At 72.8% G+C, this 21,496-nt stretch carries 17 protein-coding genes; 11 read left to right on the top strand and 6 right to left on the bottom strand.

Annotation, left to right across the window (positions count from 1 at the left end; all coding sequences use genetic code 11):
* Window positions 1-248: 248 nt before the first annotated feature.
* From O7601_RS02115 to nudC, 7 genes are all read left to right on the top strand, one after another.
* Complete coding sequence (locus tag O7601_RS02115) at window positions 249-3,530, top strand: ATP-dependent DNA helicase (protein ID WP_281564618.1); 3,282 nt, start codon at window positions 249-251, stop codon at window positions 3,528-3,530.
* Window positions 3,527-6,883, top strand: a complete 3,357-nt coding sequence (locus tag O7601_RS02110; protein ID WP_281564617.1) for an ATP-dependent DNA helicase — start codon at window positions 3,527-3,529, stop codon at window positions 6,881-6,883. The genes O7601_RS02115 and O7601_RS02110 overlap by 4 nt, the downstream gene beginning before the upstream one ends.
* A 231-nt stretch (window positions 6,884-7,114) precedes the next feature.
* Window positions 7,115-7,318, top strand: coding sequence for a cold-shock protein (locus O7601_RS02105; RefSeq protein ID WP_013735772.1), 204 nt, complete (start codon window positions 7,115-7,117; stop codon window positions 7,316-7,318).
* A gap of 264 nt (window positions 7,319-7,582) precedes the next feature.
* Window positions 7,583-7,765, top strand: a complete 183-nt coding sequence (locus tag O7601_RS02100; RefSeq protein WP_281564616.1) for a hypothetical protein — start codon at window positions 7,583-7,585, stop codon at window positions 7,763-7,765.
* Window positions 7,766-7,867: 102 nt separating this feature from the next.
* The gene (locus O7601_RS02095; RefSeq protein ID WP_281564615.1) at window positions 7,868-9,181 is read left to right on the top strand and encodes a pitrilysin family protein; all 1,314 of its coding nucleotides are present in this window, start codon (window positions 7,868-7,870) and stop codon (window positions 9,179-9,181) included.
* Window positions 9,182-9,239: 58 nt separating this feature from the next.
* Window positions 9,240-10,574, top strand: a complete 1,335-nt coding sequence (locus O7601_RS02090; protein WP_281564614.1) for a pitrilysin family protein — start codon at window positions 9,240-9,242, stop codon at window positions 10,572-10,574.
* Between the two features lie 61 nt (window positions 10,575-10,635).
* Entirely contained in the window at window positions 10,636-11,589 is a 954-nt protein-coding gene (gene nudC / locus O7601_RS02085) for an NAD(+) diphosphatase (RefSeq protein ID WP_281564613.1), read from the top strand.
* A gap of 139 nt (window positions 11,590-11,728) precedes the next feature.
* Here nudC and O7601_RS02080 read toward each other — a convergent pair whose 3' ends face one another.
* The 3 genes from O7601_RS02080 to O7601_RS02070 form a co-directional block, all read right to left on the bottom strand.
* Complete coding sequence (locus O7601_RS02080; RefSeq protein ID WP_281564612.1) at window positions 11,729-12,001, bottom strand: hypothetical protein; 273 nt, start codon at window positions 11,999-12,001, stop codon at window positions 11,729-11,731.
* Window positions 12,002-12,211: 210 nt separating this feature from the next.
* Window positions 12,212-12,448 carry a DUF397 domain-containing protein gene (locus tag O7601_RS02075; RefSeq protein WP_281564611.1) on the bottom strand — a complete coding sequence of 79 codons (237 nt, stop codon included), beginning with the start codon at window positions 12,446-12,448 and terminating at the stop codon, window positions 12,212-12,214.
* Window positions 12,449-12,516: 68 nt separating this feature from the next.
* On the bottom strand, window positions 12,517-13,497 hold the full coding sequence (locus tag O7601_RS02070) for a helix-turn-helix transcriptional regulator (RefSeq protein WP_281564610.1): 981 nt from the start codon (window positions 13,495-13,497) through the stop codon (window positions 12,517-12,519).
* A 216-nt stretch (window positions 13,498-13,713) separates the two neighbouring features.
* Between O7601_RS02070 and O7601_RS02065 the strand changes: the two genes are divergently transcribed.
* Window positions 13,714-15,051 carry an MFS transporter gene (locus O7601_RS02065; protein WP_281564609.1) on the top strand — a complete coding sequence of 446 codons (1,338 nt, stop codon included), beginning with the start codon at window positions 13,714-13,716 and terminating at the stop codon, window positions 15,049-15,051.
* A 96-nt stretch (window positions 15,052-15,147) separates the two neighbouring features.
* On the opposite strand, the gene O7601_RS02060 is transcribed toward O7601_RS02065, so the two are convergent.
* Complete coding sequence (locus tag O7601_RS02060; RefSeq protein ID WP_281564608.1) at window positions 15,148-15,390, bottom strand: mycoredoxin; 243 nt, start codon at window positions 15,388-15,390, stop codon at window positions 15,148-15,150.
* 92 nt (window positions 15,391-15,482) lie between these two features.
* On the opposite strand from O7601_RS02060, the gene O7601_RS02055 reads away from it, so the two are divergent.
* The 3 genes from O7601_RS02055 to O7601_RS02045 all read left to right on the top strand — a co-directional run bounded on the left by O7601_RS02055 (window position 15,483) and on the right by O7601_RS02045 (window position 18,560).
* Entirely contained in the window at window positions 15,483-17,636 is a 2,154-nt protein-coding gene (locus tag O7601_RS02055; RefSeq protein ID WP_281564607.1) for an ATP-dependent DNA helicase UvrD2, read from the top strand.
* Window positions 17,637-17,774: 138 nt separating this feature from the next.
* Window positions 17,775-18,059 (top strand): hypothetical protein, encoded by a 285-nt coding sequence (locus O7601_RS02050; RefSeq protein ID WP_281564606.1) that lies wholly within the window; start codon window positions 17,775-17,777, stop codon window positions 18,057-18,059.
* A 135-nt stretch (window positions 18,060-18,194) separates the two neighbouring features.
* On the top strand, window positions 18,195-18,560 hold the full coding sequence (locus O7601_RS02045; RefSeq protein ID WP_099849908.1) for a WhiB family transcriptional regulator: 366 nt from the start codon (window positions 18,195-18,197) through the stop codon (window positions 18,558-18,560).
* Window positions 18,561-18,859: 299 nt separating this feature from the next.
* Here the strand turns inward: O7601_RS02045 and O7601_RS02040 are convergent, their stop codons facing one another.
* Together O7601_RS02040 and O7601_RS02035 are read right to left on the bottom strand one after the other, a co-directional pair.
* Entirely contained in the window at window positions 18,860-20,188 is a 1,329-nt protein-coding gene (locus tag O7601_RS02040; RefSeq protein ID WP_281564605.1) for an AarF/ABC1/UbiB kinase family protein, read from the bottom strand.
* 68 nt (window positions 20,189-20,256) lie between these two features.
* Complete coding sequence (locus tag O7601_RS02035; RefSeq protein ID WP_281564604.1) at window positions 20,257-21,303, bottom strand: hypothetical protein; 1,047 nt, start codon at window positions 21,301-21,303, stop codon at window positions 20,257-20,259.
* Between the last annotated feature and the right edge of the window lie 193 nt (window positions 21,304-21,496).

Raw genomic sequence — 21,496 nt, 5'->3', positions numbered from 1 at the left:
CGTCCGTCGCCCCGTCCTCGGACGCCGCTGATCCGCAGGCTCGGCCTAGTCGGGTAGCGCCCGACCAGGTTGGACCTGGCCATGCCGGAGCGGATCGGGTTGCGCCGGACCAGGTCGGGTCCGACCACGCCGGAGCGGATCGGGCTGCGCCGGACAACGCCGGACCGTCTCGGGCCGCGATCGGTCGTGTCGGGCCGGGGCAGGTCGATCCGCGGCAGGCGGAGGTCGTCGCGCACACCGCCGGTCCGATGCTCGTGGTGGGTGGGCCGGGCACGGGTAAGACCCGGACCCTCGTCGAGGCGGTCACCGCCCGGGTGACCGAGGGAGTCGACCCGGAGCGGATCCTGGTGCTCACCTTCAGCCGACGTGGTGCCGCCGATCTGCGGCACCGGATCGAGGCGGGCATCGCCGCGACCGGGCAGCGGGTACTGCGCGAGCCGCTGGTGCGCACCTTTCCCGCGTACGCCTTCGGTCTGCTGCGGCGGGCCGCCGCCGAACGCGGCGAGCCGTCGCCCCGGCTGCTCACCGGCCCGGAGCAGGATCTGATCATTCGCGAGCTGCTCGACGTCGTCGGTGCGGAGCCCGACGCGGAGCCCGACGACGACCAGGTCGGTTGGCCGGCGGACCTGCGGCCGGCGCTGCGTACCCGGGCGTTCGCCGCTCAACTGCGCGACCTGCTGATGCGTGCCGCCGAGCGGGGGGTGGGCCCGGTCGAGCTGGCCCGGCTGGGTGAGCGGCTCGGCCGTGCCGACTGGCCGGCCGCGGCCCGGTTCCTCCGGCAGTACGTGGCCGTGCTGGCCCTGCGTGACGTGGCCAACCGAGGCTCGGTCGCCTACGACCCGGCGGAGCTGGTCCGGGCTGCCACCGGGATGCTGCGCGACGATCCGGAACTGCTCGCCGCCGAGCGGCGCCGGCTGGCGTACGTCTACGTCGACGAGCTGGCCGACACCGATCCCGCGCAGCTGGAGCTGCTGGACACGGTGGCCGGCGGCGGCCTTCCCCTGGTCGCCTTCGCCGATCCCGACTCGTCCACGTACGCGTTCCGAGGGGCCGACCCGGGCGGCGTGACGAACTTCCCGCACCGGTTCCGCACCGCCTCCGGCGCACCGGCCGCACAGGTGCTGCTGACCACCAGCTACCGCGCGGGAGCGCGGCTGCTGGCCGCTACCACCCGGCTGGCCCGACGGCTGCGCGGGCCGGCCGCCCACCGGCAGCTACGACCGCTGCCGGACACTCCGCCGGGGACGGTGGAGGTACGCACGTTCTCCTCGACCACGAGTGAGGCGGCGTGGTTGGCGCATGCGTTGCGGGAGGCGCACCTGCTCGACGGCGTGCCGTGGGCGCGGATGGCGGTGCTGGTCCGCTCCACCGCCCGGCAGCTGCCCGGGCTGCGTCGGGCGCTGCACACGGCCGGCGTGCCGACCGTGGTGCACGGTGAGGATCTTCCGCTGCACCTGCAACCGGCGGTCGCGCCGCTGCTGCTCCTGCTGCGCTGCGCCCTGGAGCCGGCGCGACTCGACGAGGAGGCCGCGGTCGCGCTGCTGCACTCGCCGTTCGGTGGCGCCGATCCGCTGGCGGAGCGGCGGCTGCGCCAGGGTCTGCGTGCCCTCGCCCTGGCCCGGGGTGACCGCCGACCCTCCGGAGAGCTGATCATCGAGGCGCTCCGCGACCCGGCCGAGCTGGCCGGAGTCGAGCGGCGCTGGGCCGAGCCGGCGCAGACGGTGGCCGGATTGCTGGCCGTCGCCCGGGAGACGGCCGGCCGGCCGGCCGCCACCGCCGAGGAGGTTCTCTGGGCGGTCTGGCGGGCCAGTGGGCTGGCCGAGCTGTGGTCGGCCGCGCTGACCCGAGGCCCGACCGTGGCCGGCGAGGGCGATCTCGCCCGGCGTCGCCGGGCCGAGGCGGCCGACCGTGACCTGGACGCCGTGCTGGTCCTCTTCGACGCCGCCGCCCGGTTCACCGATCGGCTGCCGGGCGCGCGTACCGAGGTCTTCCTCGATCACGTGCTCGGTCAGGAGCTGCCGGCCGACACGCTCGCACCGACGGCGGACCGGGGCGACGCCGTACGGCTGCTCACCGCGCACGCGGCCAAAGGACTTGAGTGGGACCTGGTCGCGGTGGCCGGAGTGCAGGAGGGCGTCTGGCCGGACCTGCGACTACGCGGCAGTCTGCTCGGCTCGGAGCGGCTGGTCGACGTGCTGGCCGGCCGAGGGGACGGTGCGGCCGCGGTGGCCGTCGTGGTCGGGCAGACCTCGGCGCTGCTCGACGAGGAGCGGCGGCTGTTCCACGTCGCGGTGACCCGTGCTCGGCGGCGGCTGCTGGTCAGCGCGGTCGCCTCGGCGTCGGTGGGCGGCGACGACCACGAGGAGCAACCCAGCCGGTTCCTCTACGAGCTGGGCCCCACCGACGATCCGGGCGGCGCCGCCGGTCCGCCACCCCCGCCGCCGAACGAACCGCTTCCCCCCGGCACCCCGGCGGATGGCGTCCCGGACGATGACGGCCCGACGGGTACCGCCGAGGCCGGGCACACCGGTCCGCGCCGGCTTCCGTTGAGTCGGCCGCCCCGGGCACTCACCCTGCCCGCGTTGGTGGCGGAGCTGCGTACCGCGGTCGCCGATCCGGCGGCACCGCCCGCCCGGCGGCGCGCGGCAGCGGCCGAGCTGGCCCGACTGGCCGCCGCCGGGGTGTCCGGCGCGCACCCGGACGACTGGTGGGGGCTGCGCGCCCTCTCCGACGACCGGCCGCTGGTCGACGACGGTGAGCCGGTCCGGGTGACCCCGTCCGGGATGGAGAGCGCGCTGCGGTGCAGCCTGCGCTGGCTGCTGGAACGGCACGGCGGTAGCGCACCGGCCAGCACCGCGCAGGGCGTCGGCAACCTGGTGCACGCGGCGGCGATGCTGGCCGAGGACGCCCGCGCCGACCGGGAGACACTGCTGGAGTACGTGGCCGCCCGCTTCGACGCGATCGAGCTGGCGGCGCGCTGGATGGTCGGCCCGGAGCAGGCCCGCGCCGAGGCGATGGTCGACAAGCTGCTGCGCTGGCTGGCCGCCAACCCGCGCCGGCTGCTCGCCATCGAGCAGGAGTTCGCGGTACGCCTCGACGACCCGACCCGGCCGGTCGAGCTGACCGGCCGGGTCGACCGGTTGGAGATCGACGCGAACGGCCGGTTGGTGGTGGTCGACCTGAAGACCGGCAAGTCCACCGCGGTCACCGAGAGCGAGGTGGCCGAGCATCCCCAGTTGGGTGCATATCAGGCCGCCGTGGAGGCCGGCGCGTTCGCCGAGTTCGGCGACGAACCCGGTGGCGCGGCACTGGTGCAGCTCGGCACCGGCGCCAAGGATGCCCGCGAGCAGGCCCAGCCGCCGACCACCGACGGCCCGGAGGCCGGCTGGGCGACCGCACTGGTGCGTCGTACCGCCGACACGATGGCCGCCGCCACCTTCGCCGCGGTCGCCAACTCGAAGTGCCGGGTCTGCCCGGTGCGCAGCAGCTGCCCGGTGTCCGGTCAGGGCCGGCAGGTGGTCGAGCCGTGACCCAGCCCACCCTGTTCGAGCCGGTCCCACCGGCACCCCGCGCGGCCGACGCCGGCCCCCGGTACACACCCGTGGAACTGGCGAAGCTGCTCCGCCTGCCGGCGCCCACCCGGGAACAGGCGGCGATCATCGCCGCGCCGGTGGAGCCGCTGCTGGTGGTCGCCGGTGCGGGCTCGGGCAAGACCGAGACGATGGCCGCCCGGGTGGTGTGGTTGGTGGCCAACTCGTACGTCCGGCCGGAGCAGGTGCTCGGCCTCACCTTCACCCGAAAGGCCGCCGGTGAGCTGGCGCACCGGGTCCGCATCCGGCTCGACCAGCTGGTCCGCCGGCTGGGCCGCCGCGACCGCAACCCGCTCGACGATCCCCTCGCCGGTGAGCCAACCGTGGCCACCTACCACTCGTACGCCGGGCGGATCGTCACCGAGCACGGCCTGCGCGCCGGCTACGAGCCCTCCACCCGGCTGCTGACCGAGGCGTCCCGCTGGCAGTTGGTCGACCTGATCGTGCGCAACTACGACGGGGACATGTCCGAGGTGGACCGGATGCCGAGCACCGTCACCGACGCGGTGCTCGCGCTCGCCGGCGAGCTGGACGAGCACCTGGTCGAACCGGACGAGCTGGCCGCCTGGACCGGCCGGTTCTTCGCCGACGTGCAGTCACGTCCGGGGCGGGTCTACGCCGGGGTACGCAAGGCCCTCGCGCTCCAGCAGGCCCGGTTGAAGCTGTTGCCGTTGGTGCGCGGCTACGCCCGCCGGAAGGACGATTTCGAGGCGATGGACTTCGCCGACCAGCTCGCTCGGGCGGCCCGGGTCGCCCGGGACCATCCCGGTGTCGGCGAGATCGAGCGCAGTCGCTACCGGGTGGTGCTGCTCGACGAGTACCAGGACACCAGCCATGCCCAGGTGGTGCTCCTCAGAGCGCTGTTCGGTGACGGCCATCCGGTGACCGCGGTGGGAGATCCCTGCCAGTCCATCTACGGCTGGCGGGGAGCCAGCGCCGGCACCCTGGACCGTTTCCCTACCGAATTCACCCGCGTCGACGACGGCCCGGCGCGGGTGCTCGGGCTGACCACCAGCTGGCGCAACCGACCGGAGATCCTGGCGGTGGCGAACACGCTGGCCACGCCACTGCGCGCGGCCGGGGCGCGGGTGCCCGAGCTGCACGCCGCGCTCGGTGTCGACGAGCCGATCCCGCATCGCAGCCCGCGCGGGGCCGCCGCCGGCACGGTGCACTGCGCGCTGCTGCCGACGTACGCCGACGAGGCCGACTGGATCGCCGACAGCCTGCTGGCCGCCTGGCGCGGCGCGGCCGGCACGCCGGGTGTGTTGCCTGAGCACATCCCCGTGACGCGACGCCCGACCACGGCGGTGCTGGTCCGGCTGCGCAGCCAGATCCCGGCGATCGCCGCCGCGCTGCGCGAGCGCGGCCTGCCGGTCGAGGTGGTCGGTCTCGGCGGCCTGCTGGACACCCCCGAGGTACGCGACGTGGTCTGCACCCTGCGGGTGCTGGCCGACCCGACCGACGGGGCGGCGTTGCTGCGCCTGCTGACCGGTGCGCGGTGGCGGATCGGGCCACGCGACCTGGTGGCGCTGCATCGCCGGGCCGGCTCCATCGCGTCGGCCCGGCGTCGACTCGCCGACGACGGCACTCCGGAGGTCAGCCCCGATCGCCTCGACGAGGCGACCCTGGTGGAGGCGCTCGCCGACCTGGGTCCGGCGCAGGCGTATTCGGCCGAGGGGTATGCGCGGCTGCGCGCGTACGGCCGGGAACTGGGCCTGCTCCGCTACCGGCTGGACCAGTCCCTGCCGGAACTGATCGCGGACGTGGAGCGGACCACCGGGCTGGACGTGGAGGTGGCGGTGCGGGCGGGCCGCGACGGTGCCGGTGACGCCGGCCTGGCCCGGGGCCACCTGGATGCGTTGGGTGACGTGGCCGCCCGGTTCAGCGGGGAGTCGCCGGCCGCCACGCTCGCCGGGTTCCTGGCCTATCTCGCCGCCGCCGAGGACGAGGAGCGCGGTCTCGCGCCGGGCGAGGTCGAGGTGGTCGAGGGGGCGGTGCAGATTCTCACCGCACACGCCGCCAAGGGGCTGGAGTGGGACGTGGTGGCGGTGGCCGGGCTGAGCCGTGGCGGGTGGCCAGGGCCGGTCCGCAACTCGGACCACTGGCTGGGCGGCCTGGGCGTGCTGCCGTTCCCGCTGCGCGGGGACGCCGACGGGCTGCCCGAGTTGGCCCTGGCCGAGGCGGACGACCAGCGCGGCGTGGCCCGGGCGGTGGAGGACTTCACCGATGCCTGGCGGGCCCACGACGAGCGGGAGGAACGACGGCTGGCGTACGTGGCGGTGACCCGGCCCCGGCGGCTGCTGCTCTGCTCCGGGCACTGGTGGGGTGAGGGCACCAAGCGGCCGCGTGGCCCGTCGGCGCTGCTCCGCGAGGTGCACGATGCCTGCCTGGACGGCGGTGCCGGTCATCTGGTCGACGAATGGGCTCCGGAGCCGGCGCCGGACGCGGTGAACCCGACCACCGAGGTGGTTCTGCGGGCCGAGTGGCCGGCCGATCCGCTCGGCCCTCGCCGTCCGGTGCTGGCCGAGGCGGCGGCGCTGGTCCGCCGTTTCCTGACCGACGGTGACGGCGGGGACGGGCCGGACGACGCGATCGGCGAGGATCCGGAGGTGGCCCGGTGGCGACGGGAGGGTGAGCTGCTGCTGGCCGAGCGGGCGGAGGTGAGCCGGCTCTCCGGCCCGATCGAGGTGTCGCTGCCCGAGCATCTGTCGGTGACGCAACTTGTCGCGTTGCGCCGGGATCCGGCCGGGCTGGCCCGGGCACTGCGTCGCCCGATGCCGACCGAGCCCAACCCGTACGCTCGCCGGGGCACCGCGTTCCACGCCTGGCTGGAGCAACGGTTCGGCGCGGACCGGTTGCTCGACACCGACGAGCTGCCGGGGGCGGCGGACGCGGACGCGGCCCCGGACGAGGAGCTGGCCGAGCTTCAGCGGCGCTTCCTGACGAGCGAGTGGGCCGACCGCACCCCGATCGAGGTGGAGGTGCCGTTCGCCACGGTCATCGGCGGTGTGGTGGTACGCGGCCGGATGGACGCCGTGTTCCGTCGTCCGGGCGACCGTTTCGACGTGGTCGACTGGAAGACCGGCGCGCGACCGGACGGCACCGCGGCCGAGGTGGCGGCGGTGCAACTGGCGGTCTACCGGCTCGCCTGGGCGGAGCTGGCCGGTGTGCCGGTCGACCGGGTCGGTGCGGCGTTCCACTACGTGCGGGACGGGGTGACCGTCCGTCCGACGGACCTGCTGGACGTCGACGGGCTGACGGCCTTGATCAGCTCGGTTCCCGAGTCGACATGAAGCACTGGCGTGCTGCCGGATCCATGGTAGGGTTCCCTCGTTGCAGTTTCGGTTACCAGCTCTGTTTGCGCCTGGCGGAATGTGGCCCCAGGCGCTCTTTGTTATGTCCGGACTTCTCCGGGCGGGGCGACCAGCAGCGACAGGCGTTCCGAGCAGGTTCGCTCGGGACATTCCTCTTTCAACTCCGCAACAGGTGCGGAGTTGACGTTCCGTCAAGGAGACGAAACAAGCATGGCTATTGGCACCGTCAAGTGGTTCAACGCTGACAAGGGCTTCGGCTTCATCACCCCGGACGGCGGCGGCGCGGACGTCTTCGCCCACTTCTCGGCGATCCAGTCCTCCGGCTACCGCAGCCTCGACGAGAACCAGCGGGTGGAGTTCGAGGTCGTGCAGGGCCAGAAGGGCCCGCAGGCGGAGAACATCCGTCCGCTCTGACCTCTCGGTCACCCGGTGTCGGCCGGGTCGCCGCCGTGCACTGCGCACCGGCGGCGGCCCGGCCGTCCGCGTTCCTGCGCCTGTCGACGTCCCCGGCCAATTCCGGTTCGCGCCCTCCGGCCCGCGCCGAGCAGGGCCGCAAGCCTGAGTCGGCAATCAGTAGACCGACCGTCGGGTGGGCGACTGTCTTCCTGATCCGGCTCGGCAACCCTGACTGCGGGGGAGGAGCCGGGGGGCTCCTGATCGGGTACGGGGAGGAAGACCATGGTGGGCTCGGCGGTGCGTGAGCTGCTTCTGGTGATCGCGGTGGCGGCCGTCGGGCTGCTGCTGGCCACGGCCGTGACGTTCGCACCCTGGCCGGTCACGCCGGGCGGGTCCGCTCCGTCCGGCCTGGTGGAGTTGCGCGGACCGGCACCGACCGAGCACACCGGCAGCGCGTCCGGCTGACGGCACGCGGCGCTCCGCTCGGGTCCGGGCGTAGCTCCGATGGCGGTGCGCTTCCTTGCACGCCGGCACCGGCGGGCGCGCCGAGACGTTAGGGTCGGTTCCGTGCCGACCCGCAGAGCGAGAATTCCAGCGACGAGGTATCCGGTCGAACGGTTCACCCTCGAAAACGGCCTACGGGTCGTCCTGACCCCCGATCGCAGCGCTCCGGTCATCGGGGTGGCGGTCGTCTACGATGTCGGCATCCGTTCCGAGCCGGAGGGGCGGACGGGTTTCGCCCACCTCTTCGAGCACCTGATGTTCCAGGGCTCGGAGAATCTGGAGAAGCTGGCCCACTTCCGGCATGTGCAGGGTGCCGGCGGCACCTTCAACGGCTCCACCCATCTGGACTACACCGACTACTTCGAGACCCTGCCGAGCAACGCTCTGGAACGGGCGCTGTTCCTGGAGGCCGACCGGATGCGTGGCCCTCGGCTGACCGAGGAGAACCTGCGCAACCAGGTCGACGTGGTCAAGGAGGAGATCCGGGTCAACGTGCTCAACCGGCCGTACGGTGGGTTTCCCTGGTTGACCCTGCCGCCGGTGCTGTTCGACACCTTCCCCAACGCCCATGACGGGTACGGCTCCTTCGACGATCTGGAGTCGGCCACCGTCGCCGACGCCGCGGACTTCTTCCGGCACTACTACGCCAGCGGCAACGCGGTGCTCACGGTCAGCGGGGACATCGACACCGCCGAGACCGTCACGCTGATCGAGCGGCACTTCGGTGACGTACCGGCCCGTCCGGCGCCCGACCGGCCGGACTTCGCCGAGCCGGACCTGACCGCCGAGCGGCGCACCGAGTACACCGACAAGTTGGCTCCGCTGCCGGCGGTGGCGTCGGCATGGCGGGTACCGGACCCGATCGACGACTTCGCCGCCTACCTGCCGTACGTGGTGCTGGCCGAGGTGCTCACCGACGGCGACGCGTCGCGGTTGGTGGAGCGGTTGGTGCGCCGGGACCGCTCGGTGACCAGCGTCGGTGGCTACCTGGGTTTCATGGGCGACCCGTTCGACGTCCGTGATCCGACCGCGTTGCTGCTCCAGGCGCACCTGCCGCCCGGCGGTGACGTGGACAAGGTGCTGCGGACCCTGGACGAGGAACTGGACCGGCTCGCCCACGACGGGCTCGGCGACGGCGAACTGGCCCGGACCCAGGCGCGGATGGCCACCCACCTGCTGCGTGAAACCGATGCGGTGCTCGGCCGCGCGCTGGGCATGGCGGTGCTGGAGCAGCAGCGCGGCGAGCCGGGGTTGCTCGGTGAGCTGCCGAGCCTGATCGGTGAGGTCACCGACGAGCAGGTCCGGGCTGCCGCGGCCACCCTGCGCCCGGAGCGCCGCGCCTCCATCGAGGTCCTCCCCGGAGGTGGGTCCCGGTGAGTGCGAGGAGTGAGCCGGTTCTGCGAGCCCCGCAGTCACGAACGGAAGGTGAATCCCGGTGACCGCGACCGTACCGCGACGACAGTTGCCGCCGCTGGGACCGACCCGTCGGCTCAAGCTTCCCCGGCAGGCCGAGCGCACGCTCGGCAACGGGCTCACCGTCATCGTGGTGCGCCGGCCGGCGGTGCCGTTGGTGGAACTGCGACTCTGGATGCCCTTCGGACGGGCCCATCTGGCCCGGGGCCACCTGCTCACGCAGACTCTGCTCGCCGGCACCGAGACGATGAGCAGCGTGCAGATCGCCGCCGAGTTGCAGAAGATCGGCGGCGGGCTCTCGGCCGGGCTCGACCCGGACCGGCTGATGATCTCCGGTACCGGGCTGGCCACCGGGCTGGACCGGATGCTGGAGATTCTCGCCGAGGTCCTCACCGGGGCGAACTACCCGGCCGGGTGGGTGGGCGTCGAGCGGGGTCGGCTCGTCGACGGCATCGAGGTCGCCCGGAGCCAACCGGCGCATCTGGCCCGTACGGCACTGCTCCGGCGGATCTTCGACGGCCACCCGTACGCCGTGCAGACACCGGCCCCGGAGCAGGTCGCAGCGGTCCGCCCGGCGGCGTTGCGGTCGCTGCACGCCCAGCGGGTGCATCCGGCTGGTGCGGTGCTGGTACTGGTCGGTGATCTGCGCCCGGAGCGGGCGTTGGACGCGGCCGAGAAGGCCCTCGGTGGCTGGAACGGTGCCGGGCACCCGGCCGACGTGCCGCCCGCCCCGCCGCTGGAACCGGGTCCGCTGCTGCTCGTCGACCGACCCGGGTCGGTGCAGTCGTCGATGCGGGTGGCGTTGCCGGCGGTGCCGCGCACCCATCCCGACCACGCCGCCTTGCAGTTGGCGAACTTGATCTTCGGTGGTTACTTCTCGTCGCGGTGGGTGGAGAACATTCGGGAGGACAAGGGCTACACCTACGGTCCGCACTCGTTGATCGAGCACGCGGTGGCCGGCTCGGTGCTGGTGGCCGCCGCCGAGGTGGCCACCGAGGTGACGGCGCCGGCGTTGCTGGAGACGAGCTACGAGATGGGCCGGCTCGCCACCGTGCCGCCCGCTCCGGAAGAGCTGGAACAGGCCCGGCAGTACGCCCTCGGCACGCTCCAACTCGGCATCTCCACCCAGGCCGGGCTGGCTTCGCTGGTCAGCGCGTACGCCGGCAACGGGTTGCGGTTGGACTTCCTGGCCGAACACGCGGCCCGGCTGACGAAGGTGGGCGTCGACGACGTCACCGAGGCGGCGGCTCGCTATCTCGCGCCGTCCCGAGCCGTCACGGTCGTGCTCGGCGACGCCGAGCGGATCGCCGCCTCGCTGGCCACGCTGGCGCAGGTCGAGACCGTACCCGTCCCGTGACGAGCGTGCGTCGTCGTGGTGTCGCGGCGCCGCACACCGGCCGGCGTCCCGGGGGAGCGTCGTGGTGAGCGGGTGCGGGAACAGCAGCCCGCCGCTGGCCCGGTCCACGCTGGATCGTTCGGCGCACCGGCGTACCGATCCGCAGTGGCTGGCGCAGGCGTGGGTCGGGGCGCGGGTGCTGGTCCTGGACGTCGAGGCGGGTGGGCGGGCCCTGGTGCGTACCGACACCGCCGAGCCGGAACTGGTGCTGGTGGCTGCCGGCGACCTGCCGCCGGCCCTCGCCGCCGGCGCGATGTTCCTCGGCGTCGAGCCGGACGGGACGCCGGTCTTCTGTGTGCACGGCACCCTGCCGACGGTGTCGGAGACCCGGCCGGCCCAGCTGCGGAACATCGGGCACCTGCTCAGCGACCGGGACGCCGGACTGTTCACCACCGCGCTGGCGTTGACCAACTGGCACCTGCGGCATCTCTATCACCCGGTGACCGGTGAGCCCACCCGGGCGGACGAGGCCGGCTGGACCCGGGTGGACCCGACCGGCGAGCGGGTGTGGCCGCGTACCGACCCGGCGATGATCGTGCTCGTGCACGACGATATCGACGGCGGCGAGGGCCGGTGCCTGCTCGGCAACAACGCCACCTGGCCCAGTACGGGGCACGGGCGACGGTTCTCCTGCCTGGCCGGCTACCTGGAGCCGGGGGAGTCGGCCGAGGCGGCGGTGCTGCGCGAGGTCCGCGAGGAGGTCGGCGTCGAGGTTTCCGACATCAGGTACGCGGGCAGCCAGGCTTGGCCGTTCCCCGGCTCGCTGATGCTCGGCTTCCTGGCCACCGCCGACCCGGGGCACCCGCTGCGGCTGGATCCGGCTGAGATCGCGGAGGCCCGCTGGTTCTCCCGGCGGGAGATCGAGGCGGCGCTCGCCGGCCGGCCGGTCGAGGTGGGCGGCGCCCGTCTGCTGCTGCCACCACCCTCGTCGATCGCGCTGTTTCTGGTGCACCGCTGGCTCGACGGGCGCTGCTGAGGGGCGATTCGGAGTGCGGCCCCGGTCCGTGACCGTCGTTGCCGCGGCGGTCACGGACCGGGGACACGGGCCGTCGTGGTCGGCTGGGTGAGGAACTCGGCGGGGGAGCCGGTCGACCACGACGGACGGGTGGTGGTTCTCAGGTGCCGGGCCAGTCGGGGGCGGCTCGTTGGTGGCGTGCGTCGTCCAGCGGCAGTACCTTGACCCGCTGCTTGCCGGAGCGTACGGAGCCCACGGTGGCGATCGCGCGGGCCAGCAGCAGCGCGGCGTCGCGGTCGTCGGCGTGGACGACCTGGCGACGTGGCTCGGGCCGGGCGGTCTCGTCCCGCAGCCGCTGACCTCCGGCCCAGGCAGCGGTGATGTCGGCGTCGGCGGCGGCGCGAATGTCGGTGCGAACGATCAGGAACCGCATGTGGGTCTCCGGATGTGTCGCGACGGGTGGAACCGTGGAAGTTCCACGTCACTGTTCCGTCATCGTACGCCCGACGCCCGTCCCAGCAAGTGAAACGCGCCCATCGGCCCGCAGACCCGACCGATCATCCGATCCCTGCTCAGCGTCGATGCGGGACAGACGACAACGGGGTCGCCGGCTGAGCAGCCGGCGACCCCGCGGGCGTCCGCGCTAGCGGTTGTCGAACTGACCGTCCCTGGCACCGGAGATGAAGCCCTGCCATCCCGTCCGACCGAACAGCAGCACCGGGCCACCCCGGTCCTTGCTGTCGCGCAGCGCCACCGCGGCTGGGCCGTTGGACAGCGGTGCGACCTCCACACAGTTGGAGGTCTGGCTGCGCGTACTGGTGCGCCAGGGTACGTCCGCGAGCTGGGCGAGGACGGACGGCGTGTTGCGGAACTCGTTCATCGTTGCGCTCCTGAGGTGAACCGATGGACCGAGTGGCACCGCACCTCCCGACGGCGGGCCGGTGCTGGTCACCGTTCCGTCAGGCGCCCGGAGGATCTGCGGCGTTGAGCCGGCGCCGTTGCCGGACCACCCGCCACAGTGGGCGGGATCGCCGCGCCGGACAGCTGCCCCGACGCATCCATCAGCCAGGAGAGGGTGTCCGTTGCGGAAAGTGCCGCCGTGCATAGCCACTCGAACACCACTTTATAGCGATTTAGGGTGATTGCCTCGGTCGACATGACGTCGGTGAAGCCACCTTCGATGGCGAGCGTCTCCGGATCGAGGGGATCGGCGAACCGATAGACCGAGAACGCGGTCGGCGGGAGGTACCACTGACCGATCGGCGTGTCCCGGGGAAGCACGTGCAGCGTGACGTTCGGCAGCATGGCCAGCTCGCAGAGCTGCGCCAACTGCTCACGCAGCACCTCCGGTGGTCCGGCCCGGCGACCGAGCGCGGACTCCTCCAGCACCGCGGTGTAGCGGGGTGGGTCGGTCTCCCGGGTGAGTGCCGACTGGCGCGCCAATCGGGCTCTGATCTCCGTCTCGATCTCGTCCTCGGCCTCCGGGGCGCCGGCCGCCTGGTCTACCTGCCAGACCGAGGAGATTCGCATCCGCGCGTACCCGGTGGTCTGCAACAACCCCGGCACCAGCACCGGGTTGTACTCGGAGATCTCGGCGCAACCCGCCTCCAGCTCGGCGAAGCCGCGCTGCTGTTGCGTCATCGCCGGATATCGCTTTAACCAACCGCGTATGTCGCCGGCTTCGTGGGTGAAGCTGAGCAGCTCCAGCCGGAGGGCGTCGTCGACGTGGTAAAGGTCGAGCAGATCCTGGACATCGGTCGGATCGGGGCGGCTGCGGCCGTTCTCCAGGCGGGACAGTTTGGACGCGGAAGCCCAGCCGACGCGTTCGATGACCTGGTCGCCGGTGAGCCCGGCGGCCTCGCGTAAACGGCGCAGTTCGCCGCCGAGCCGGCGGCGGCGCAGGATCGGGCTGGGTGCGGCAGGAGGCACAGTGTCCTCTTTCCGTCGACCGCCGCGGACGCGACGGTAACTGTATGAAATTCGCCCCCCACGGTCAGTATGGACGTCGCGCCCTCCGCCGGAGGTGCCGGCGGAGGGCGTGTCACCAGAAATACGCAGACCCGACAGCGACTCCGGTCGGCGCGATCCGCGTCGTCGGCCCCGCCGACCCCGCCCACCGTCCCGAGTCGCGCCAACGGAGGATCAATGCGCACCGTCCTGAGTCGCCCGGACTTCCGCCTGCTCTTCGGTGGGCTGTCGGCCAGCATGGCCGCCGAGTCGATCCTGCTGCTGGCGCTCGCTGTATGGGTGAAGGACCTCACCGGATCGGACGGCCTCGCCGGTGCCACGATCTTCGTCATCCTCGTGCCACGCGTGCTGGCGCCGCTGGTCGGCTGGTTCGTCGACAGGTGTCCGCGGCGTCCCCTCTTCGTGGTCACCAACCTCGCGACGGCGCTGCTGCTCACCCCGCTCTTCGCGGTCCGTGACGCGGGCGACATGTGGATCATCTACGCGGTGGCCGCGCTGTACGGGCTGTCGAACCTGACCGTCGGGGCGGTGCTCAGCCGGCTGGTGCGGGAACTGGTGCCGCCGGACCTGCTCGGCGAGGCCAACGGGGCGTTGCAGACGGCGCGGCAGGGACTGCGGTTGATCGGCCCGCTCGCCGGTGCCGGCCTCTACGTGGCGCTCGGCGGCTGGCTGCTGGCCCTGGTGGGAATTGTCGGATTTCTGGTCGCCGCCGTGGTGGTCGGCGCGCCGCAGACGGTCGCCACGCCCGGCGCGTCGCTTGCGCCGTCAGTTCCGCCCACGTCAGGCAGGTCGCCGACGCCGCACACGTCGGCCGGTGGCTCCGGGCACCGGACGCGTTTGCCGCGGGAGTTGGTCGCCGGACTCCGCCACCTCGCGACCGAGCCGGCACTGCGGCGGGCGCTGCTCGGCTACGGCCTCGGTTCACTGGTGATGGGCTTCACCGAGTCGTTGATTTTCGCCTACGTGGACCGGGGGCTCGGGCGGGAACCGGCGTTCGTCGGCGTGCTCTTCACCGTGCAGGGCATCGGTGGCCTGGCGGGTGGGCTGCTCTCCGCCGCCGTGCTGCGGCGGGTCGGTGAGCTGGGTGCCCTGGCTCTCGGAGTGGCGCTCTTCGGACCTGCCGCGCTGATGCTGGCGTACCCGAATCTGTGGCTCGGCCTCGCCGCGGTGCTGGTGGCGGGCCTGTCGCTGCCGCTGACCCTGGTCGGGCTGCACACCCTGATCCAGCGACGGACCCCACCGGAACTACTCGGCCGGGTGGCCGCCGCCGCCGAGGCGGCGGTCAGGTTCCCGCAGGCGCTCTCGATCGGCATGGGCGCGCTTGTCGTCGCCCTGCTCGATTACCGGCTGGTCTTCGCGACGGTCGGCCTGGCGACCCTGCTCGCCGGCAACTACCTCTGGCGTGGCCGCCACCTGAGTCCACCCCCCGGGCCGCCGGTGCGGCTCCCGGTTCCCGCCCAACGCCGAGCACCCGAGGCCGAGATCGTCGCCCTCGACCCCCTCCGGCGCAGTTGACCATGAAGTTGTTGCCCAGGTAGGCGCCTACCTGGGCAACAACTTCATGATCGGTGCGGAAGAGGCGAGGGGAGCGCGGGAAGTGTGCCGGTGCGGTCAGGCGGCGATGCTCGCCAGGTGCTGCTTGACCTGGTTGATCGACGGGTTGGTCAGCGCGCTGCCGTCGGCGAAGCGCAGCGTGGGTACCGTCTGGTTGCCGCCGTTGACCTGCATGACGAACGTCGCGGCCGCCGGATCCCGCTCGATGTCGACCACCTGGTAGGCGATCCCCTCCCGGTCGAGCTGCGACTTCAGCCGGTGGCAGTAGCCGCACCAGGGAGTGGAATACATCGTCAGCATGGTGAGATCCTCCAACGTCGCGCCCGGTGGCTTGCCGATCAAGCACAGGCTATCCGCTGCAACGTCCGGAGAAGCTGCGACAATTCCCCGCTGTGGTGGTTAACTCCGCGTCCGAACGCGTGCTTGCCGGGCTCGATCCGGAGCAACGCGCGGCGGTGACCGCCCCGGCCGGCCCGGTCTGCGTACTCGCCGGTGCCGGTACCGGCAAGACCCGGGCCGTCACGTCCCGGATCGCGTACCGGGCACTGACCGGTGAGATCTCGGCCCGGCATGTGCTCGCGGTCACCTTCACCGCCCGGGCCGCCGCGGAATTGCGTCAGCGGCTCGCCGTGGCCGGCGTGGCCAGCGTGCAGGCGCGCACCTTCCACGCGGCTGCGCTGCGGCAGGTGCGTTACTTCGCACCGCGGCTGCTCGACGGCCGGGCCATGCCCGAGCTGCTGGACAGCAAGGTCAGGTTGGTCACTCTCGCCGCGGCGCGAGCCGGCCTGCGCGCCGACCGGACGGCCGCACGTGACCTCGCCGGTGAGATCGAATGGGCCAAGTCCTCCCTCGTCGAGCCGGGCGAGTACGTGGTGGCCGCCGCCAAGGCGCTGCGCGAGACCTCGCACGAGCCGGCAAAGGTGGCGGAGGTGTTCGCCGCCTATGAGAGGCTCAAGCGGACCGGTGGGGTGATCGACTTCGAGGACGTGCTGCGTGCCGCGGTCTGGGGGATCGAGGAGCATCCGGACGTCGCCGAGCAGGTCCGCAACCAGTACCGGCACTTCGTCGTCGACGAGTACCAGGACGTCAACCCGTTGCAGCAGCGGCTGCTGGACGCCTGGCTCGGCGGACGGGACGACCTGACCGTGGTCGGCGACGCCTCCCAGACCATCTACTCGTTCACCGGGGCCACCTCGGCGTACCTGGTCGACTTCCCGCGTCGGCACCGGGCGGCCACCGTGGTCCGGCTGGTCCGCGACTACCGGTCGACGCCGCAGGTGGTCGGGCTTGCCAACGCGGTCATCTCGCAGGCGCGGGGCACCGAGGCGCGGCTGCGCCTGGAGCTGGTCGGGCAGCAGCCGGCCGGCCCGGAGCCGGAGCGGCGGATCTTCACCGACGAGCCGGCCGAGGCCGCCGCGGTCGCCGCCCGCTGTCGGGCGCTGATCGGCGCCGGTACCCCGGCCCGCGAGATCGCCGTGCTGTTCCGCACCAACGCGCAGTCCGAGGCGTACGAGAAGGCGCTCGCCGAGGCCGGTGTGCCCTACCAGGTCCAGGGGGCGGAACGGTTCTTCGAACGCGCCGAGGTTCGCCAGGCGATGGTCGCGCTGCGCGCGGCGACCCGGTCGCTGCCGGGTGAGACCCCGCTGCGGGCAGCGGTGGTCGAGGCGTTGGCCGGCGTCGGATGGGCACCCGATGCTCCGCCGGCGGGGGGTGCCGCCCGCGAGCGGTGGGAGGCACTGGCCGCGCTGGTGCAGCTCGCCGAGGAGTACGCGGCCACCCCGGAGATCCTGCCGCTGGGCGTGGCCGCCACGGTGGAGCGCCCGGTCACCCTGACCGACTTCACCGAGGAACTGGCCCGGCGGGCGGCCCAGCAGCACGTGCCGACCGTGGACGGCGTGACGCTGGCCTCCCTGCACTCCGCCAAGGGGCTGGAGTGGGACGCGGTCTTCCTGGTCGGCCTGGCCGAGGGCACCCTGCCCACCACGTACGCGCGCACCACCGAACAGGTCGAGGAGGAACGCCGACTGCTCTACGTCGGTATCACCCGGGCCCGCCAGTGGCTCTGGCTGTCGTACGCCTCGGCGCGCTCGCCGGGCGGCCGGCCCCGGCGACCGAGTCGATTCCTGCCGCAACTCGCGCCCGCCGGCGCGACGGAACGGGTCGACGCGCAACGGCCGGGGCGGACCCCGCAGCGGCGGCCCGCCACCCGGATCGTGTCCTGCCGGATCTGCGGCACGACCCTGCTCGCCGGGCCGGACCGCAAGCTGGGCCGGTGCGCCACCTGTCCCTCCGACATCGACGACGAGTTGCACGAGCGGCTACGCGAGTGGCGGTCTCGGGTGGCCGGCACGCAGAAGGTGCCCGCGTACGTGGTGTTCACCGACGCGACGCTTGTGGCACTGGCCGAGCGGCGGCCGGGCCGGGCCGAGGAGCTGGTCGCGATCGCCGGGATCGGACCGCGCAAACTGGGCCTGTACGGGGAGGCGGTGCTGGCGTTGGTGGGTGGCGCGACCGTCGACGAAATCTGCCCGCAGAAAACTTTCTGAATCCGACCGTTAATTCGTTTGCCCTCGCCCCACCGGCCGGCATAGCCTCAGGGCACACCTCGGAAGGGGCCCTGTTCGGGCTGCTCACGGGGTCTGTTTCCGGGTCGACCACGAGTGCACGTCAAGGAGGTGGCACCGATGGAGAGCTACATCTACCAGCGTCCGACGGCGCTGCCCGTTGCCGTCGCTCCGCTGTCGGCTGCCTTGACGACCGCCGCTCCGCTGGCGGAAGTCCGGGCCACCGCCGTCGCTGCGCGACCGTGGGCTCCGCAGGTGCACCGGGCCGAGATTCAGGCCGAGCTGATCCTCGCACCGGTCACGAACGGGCTCCAGGGAAGCAGTGGCTTCACGGGCAAGGGCGTCGATGGCGTCAACAAGCGGATGGACGTCCGCGGTGTTCCACCTCGAGGTAGACCGGTCTGACCACAGACCACCGGCTCACCTCGAGGCCGCGGAACCCGCACACCGGGATCCGCGGCCTCAGTTTTTTGCACCGCCCGCCGAAGTACGTCGCAACAGCGATCCACGAGATCGCAGTGAGAGAGAGGTGACCGGGCGATGAGTCTGGCGTTGGCCCCACTCGACGTGAGCGTCGAGGTGGAGGCGAACCTGCCCTGCCGGAAGTTCGACCCCGACCTGTGGTTCTCCGACTCGCCCACCGAGCTGGAACTGGCCAAGTCGCTCTGCGGGGACTGCCCGCTGCGCGTCGAGTGCCTGGCCGGCGCGGTCGAGCGGGCCGAGCCGTGGGGCGTCTGGGGTGGCGAGATCTTCGAGCGTGGCGCGGTCGTTCCGCGCAAGCGACCCCGTGGCCGCCCGCGCAAGGAGGATCTCGCCCGTGACGCCGAGTTGCGGGTCGAGGCCGAGGCGCGGCTGGCGGCCAATGGTCTCGCCGCGTCGCGCAGCGCTGTCCGGCTGGCTGCCTGACATGTTCCCGATTCAGACCGACCCCGCCGGTGTCGCACCGGCCGAGAGAAAGCTGACCACCGTGCTGCACCTTCCGAACGGAGCCGAGATGTACCTACTCCACGAAGCGTTGTCGAGGGCTCGAATGCTCCGGCCTCAGGCCGGTCGCACCACCACGAGCACTGAGGCAACCCGATCCGCCCGTACCATCGCCATGACCGGCCGCGCCCGGTCAGCCCGCGAGCTGGGCGTTCTCTAGGACGAACACGCAGACGGCGGGCGGGGACCATTCGGCCCCGCCCGCCGCGTCGCGTCCGGGCTCAGCCGACCGCGGCGAATCCCGGTAGCCAGCGCTCCAGGATGCCCCGGTAGGGGGCCTTGGCCTCCAGCTGGCAGAGCACCCCGATCGACCCGAGCGTCACCCGGTGGATGAGCAGGTAGGACGGCGGCAGGTTGAGCTGTCGGCTGAACTGGTACGCCGGGGAGCGGGGGCTCGCCAGCCGGGCCGCTTCGGCCCGCAGCCAGGCCCGGGTGAACCGGAACTCGTCGGCGGCGATCGGCTCCAGCATCGGACGCAGGAACTCCAACAGGGCGTGCGCGTCGATCGGCTCCGTGCCACTGACGAAGCCCTCGGCCCGCAGCCCGGCCTCCACCCCGTCGGCGTCGCCGCGCAGGGCCAGCCCGGCGATTCGACCGATCGGTTCCGGCGTACCCTCCGGCATCCGGGCCACCGCCCCGAAGTCGATCACGCCGAGCCGGCCGTCGGGCAGCAGCCGGAAGTTTCCCGGATGCGGGTCGGCATGCAACAGCCCGGCCCGAGCCGGCGCGGAGAGATGGAGGGTGGCCATCAGGCGGCCCGCCGCGTCGCGCTGCTCCTCGCTGCCGGAGCGGATGATGTCGGCCAGCGGGGTGCCCTCGATCCACTCGGTCACCAGGACGCGGGACGAGGCGAAGCAGACCTCCGGCACGTAGATTTCCGGGTCGTCGGCGTACCCGGCGGCGAAGGCCCGCTGCGACTCCGCCTCCAGCTCGTAGTCCAGCTCCTCGGTGATCCTCTCCCGCAGCTCGGCCAGGAGCGGCTTGATGTCGAGCCCCGGCTGGATGGCCCGGAACATGCCGCCGAGCCGGGAGAGCTGCTTCAGGTCGGCGAGCAGGGCGTCACCGGCACCGGGATACTGGATTTTCACGGCGACGTCGCGGCCGGAACCGTCCGGTAGCCGCCAGATGGCCCGGTGCACCTGCCCGATGCTTGCCGCGGCGGCCGGGGAGTCGTCGAAACTCACGAACCGGTCCCGCCAGGCTGGCCCCAGCTGCTCGGCCAGCACCTTGTGCACGCTGGCGGCGGGCAGCGGCGGCGCGGCCTCCTGGAGTTTCGTCAGCGCCTGCCGGTAGGGCGCCGCGATCTCCTCCGGGAGGGCGGCCTCGAACACCGACAGCGCCTGACCGAACTTCATCGCCCCGCCCTTGAGCTGCCCGAGGACGCTGAACAACTGCTCTGCCGTGCGTTGCTGGATCTCTGCGGAGATCACATCGGAGGCGAGCCCGGTGACGCGCTTTCCCATGCCGAGGACGGTCCGTCCGGCGAAGCCGAGCGGCAGAGCGGCGAGCTTGGCGGTCCGGGACACGGCCCGGCGCGGGATGTCGGTCACTCGGTCATTGTTACCGACTCGGCCGGCCCGCTGCTGCCGTGCAGGCGCACCCGCTGCCGGCCCATCGGTCAGCCGCCGCATCGGCAGCGCGGGTGGGGCGGCCAGTAGCGTCGCCGGAGGTTGCCGGAGGCCAACACCTCGACCGATCCGCCGAGGGTCTCGGGGGTGCCGCCGTCGAGGTGGCTCAACGCCTCACCGACGGCGTATCCGGTCGCCGCCAGCAGCAGACTCACGGCACAGGCCGGGGTGGGCGGGGCGCTGGCGAGCTGGGCCGCGAGCGTCGGCCAGCCGGGGTCCCGGTCGGCCCGGTGCAGGTCGAGACAGCGCAGGCAGGGGCCGATCGGCGGGCGGACCAGCGGGCCGACCGTCGGCATTGCCTCCCGGATGTCCACCAGCAGGTGCGGCTGCCGCCGTTGGGCATGACCGGCGGCCAGCAGCGCTGCCGGCCGGTCACAGCCGAGTTGCACGACCAGGTCGGGGCGGGGCCGACGCAGCGGGCCGGTGCCGGTGCCGGGGGCGGCCCGCAGTACCGCGGCCCGGGCTGCGGCGTCGAGCGGTCTGCCGATCTCCGTGGCGGCGATACCGGTGCCGACGAGATCGAGCGGGCGAACCACCCCGGGCAGGTCGGGATGGACGTGGCCGACGCCCGCCTGGGCCAGTGCTACCGCGATGGCGGGGCCGAGTGGACCGCTGCCGGTGACCGTCACCCGGGCGGTCAGGCGGCGTCGAAGCACCTGGGCGGGGGTGCCCGGCAGCCGGGCGGCGGCCAGCGCCAGCGCGCCGACCTCGGCGGCAAGGCGGGTCCGTCGCGGTCCGGTGAGGTCCCGGGGCACGAGGGTGTGCGCCGGCACCACCAGACCGGCGGTGCGCAGGGCATCGAGCAGAGCGCGGGCGTGTTCCGGGCGGACTTCCGTCCCGGCCAGCACCTGCCGTTCGCTGCGGGTGCCGTCGAGCAGGTCGAGCAGCCGGGCCGCTCGCGGGTCGGCCACCTCGACCAGGACCGCCCGCTCCCGGCCGAGGCCGAGCTGGAGGGTGTGCCGGTCGCGCCAGAGACGGGTGAGCCCCGGTAGCAGGCGGGGACGGGGAGAAGGCGGCTGATCGGCGGTTCGCGTCATGAGCACGAATAGTGACCGTGTCCGCGCTTTCCGTCGATCGTTGTCCACAGGTGGCCGGCCCCAGATCCAGGGCTGTCCACAGGTTTCGGCGAGTTATCCACAGCCCACGGTCACTACTGTCGGTGGTCCGACAGTGACCGTGCATGTGGGCGGGGGGTGGCCGCAGGCCACCCCCCGAATGTAGTACGCGTAC

Origin of the sequence: Verrucosispora sp. WMMD573, assembly GCF_027497175.1 — a bacterium.
GTDB lineage: Bacteria > Actinomycetota > Actinomycetes > Mycobacteriales > Micromonosporaceae > Micromonospora.
Note: the sequence above shows the minus strand (reverse complement) of the source record. Positions and strands in the feature narration are given on the sequence as shown.

Bases quoted from the DNA above. Each gene is read 5' to 3' on its own strand.
- O7601_RS02105 (WP_013735772.1), top strand. From the start codon at position 7,115: ATGGCTATTGGCACCGTCAAGTGGTTCAACGCTGACAAGGGCTTCGGC.
- O7601_RS02045 (WP_099849908.1), top strand. From the start codon at position 18,195: ATGAGTCTGGCGTTGGCCCCACTCGACGTGAGCGTCGAGGTGGAGGCG.
- O7601_RS02035 (WP_281564604.1), bottom strand. From the start codon at position 21,303: ATGACGCGAACCGCCGATCAGCCGCCTTCTCCCCGTCCCCGCCTGCTA.
- O7601_RS02065 (WP_281564609.1), top strand. From the start codon at position 13,714: ATGCGCACCGTCCTGAGTCGCCCGGACTTCCGCCTGCTCTTCGGTGGG.
- O7601_RS02100 (WP_281564616.1), top strand. From the start codon at position 7,583: ATGGTGGGCTCGGCGGTGCGTGAGCTGCTTCTGGTGATCGCGGTGGCG.
- O7601_RS02115 (WP_281564618.1), top strand. From the start codon at position 249: ATGCTCGTGGTGGGTGGGCCGGGCACGGGTAAGACCCGGACCCTCGTC.
- O7601_RS02050 (WP_281564606.1), top strand. From the start codon at position 17,775: ATGGAGAGCTACATCTACCAGCGTCCGACGGCGCTGCCCGTTGCCGTC.
- O7601_RS02075 (WP_281564611.1), bottom strand. From the start codon at position 12,448: ATGAACGAGTTCCGCAACACGCCGTCCGTCCTCGCCCAGCTCGCGGAC.
- O7601_RS02080 (WP_281564612.1), bottom strand. From the start codon at position 12,001: ATGCGGTTCCTGATCGTTCGCACCGACATTCGCGCCGCCGCCGACGCC.
- O7601_RS02060 (WP_281564608.1), bottom strand. From the start codon at position 15,390: ATGCTGACGATGTATTCCACTCCCTGGTGCGGCTACTGCCACCGGCTG.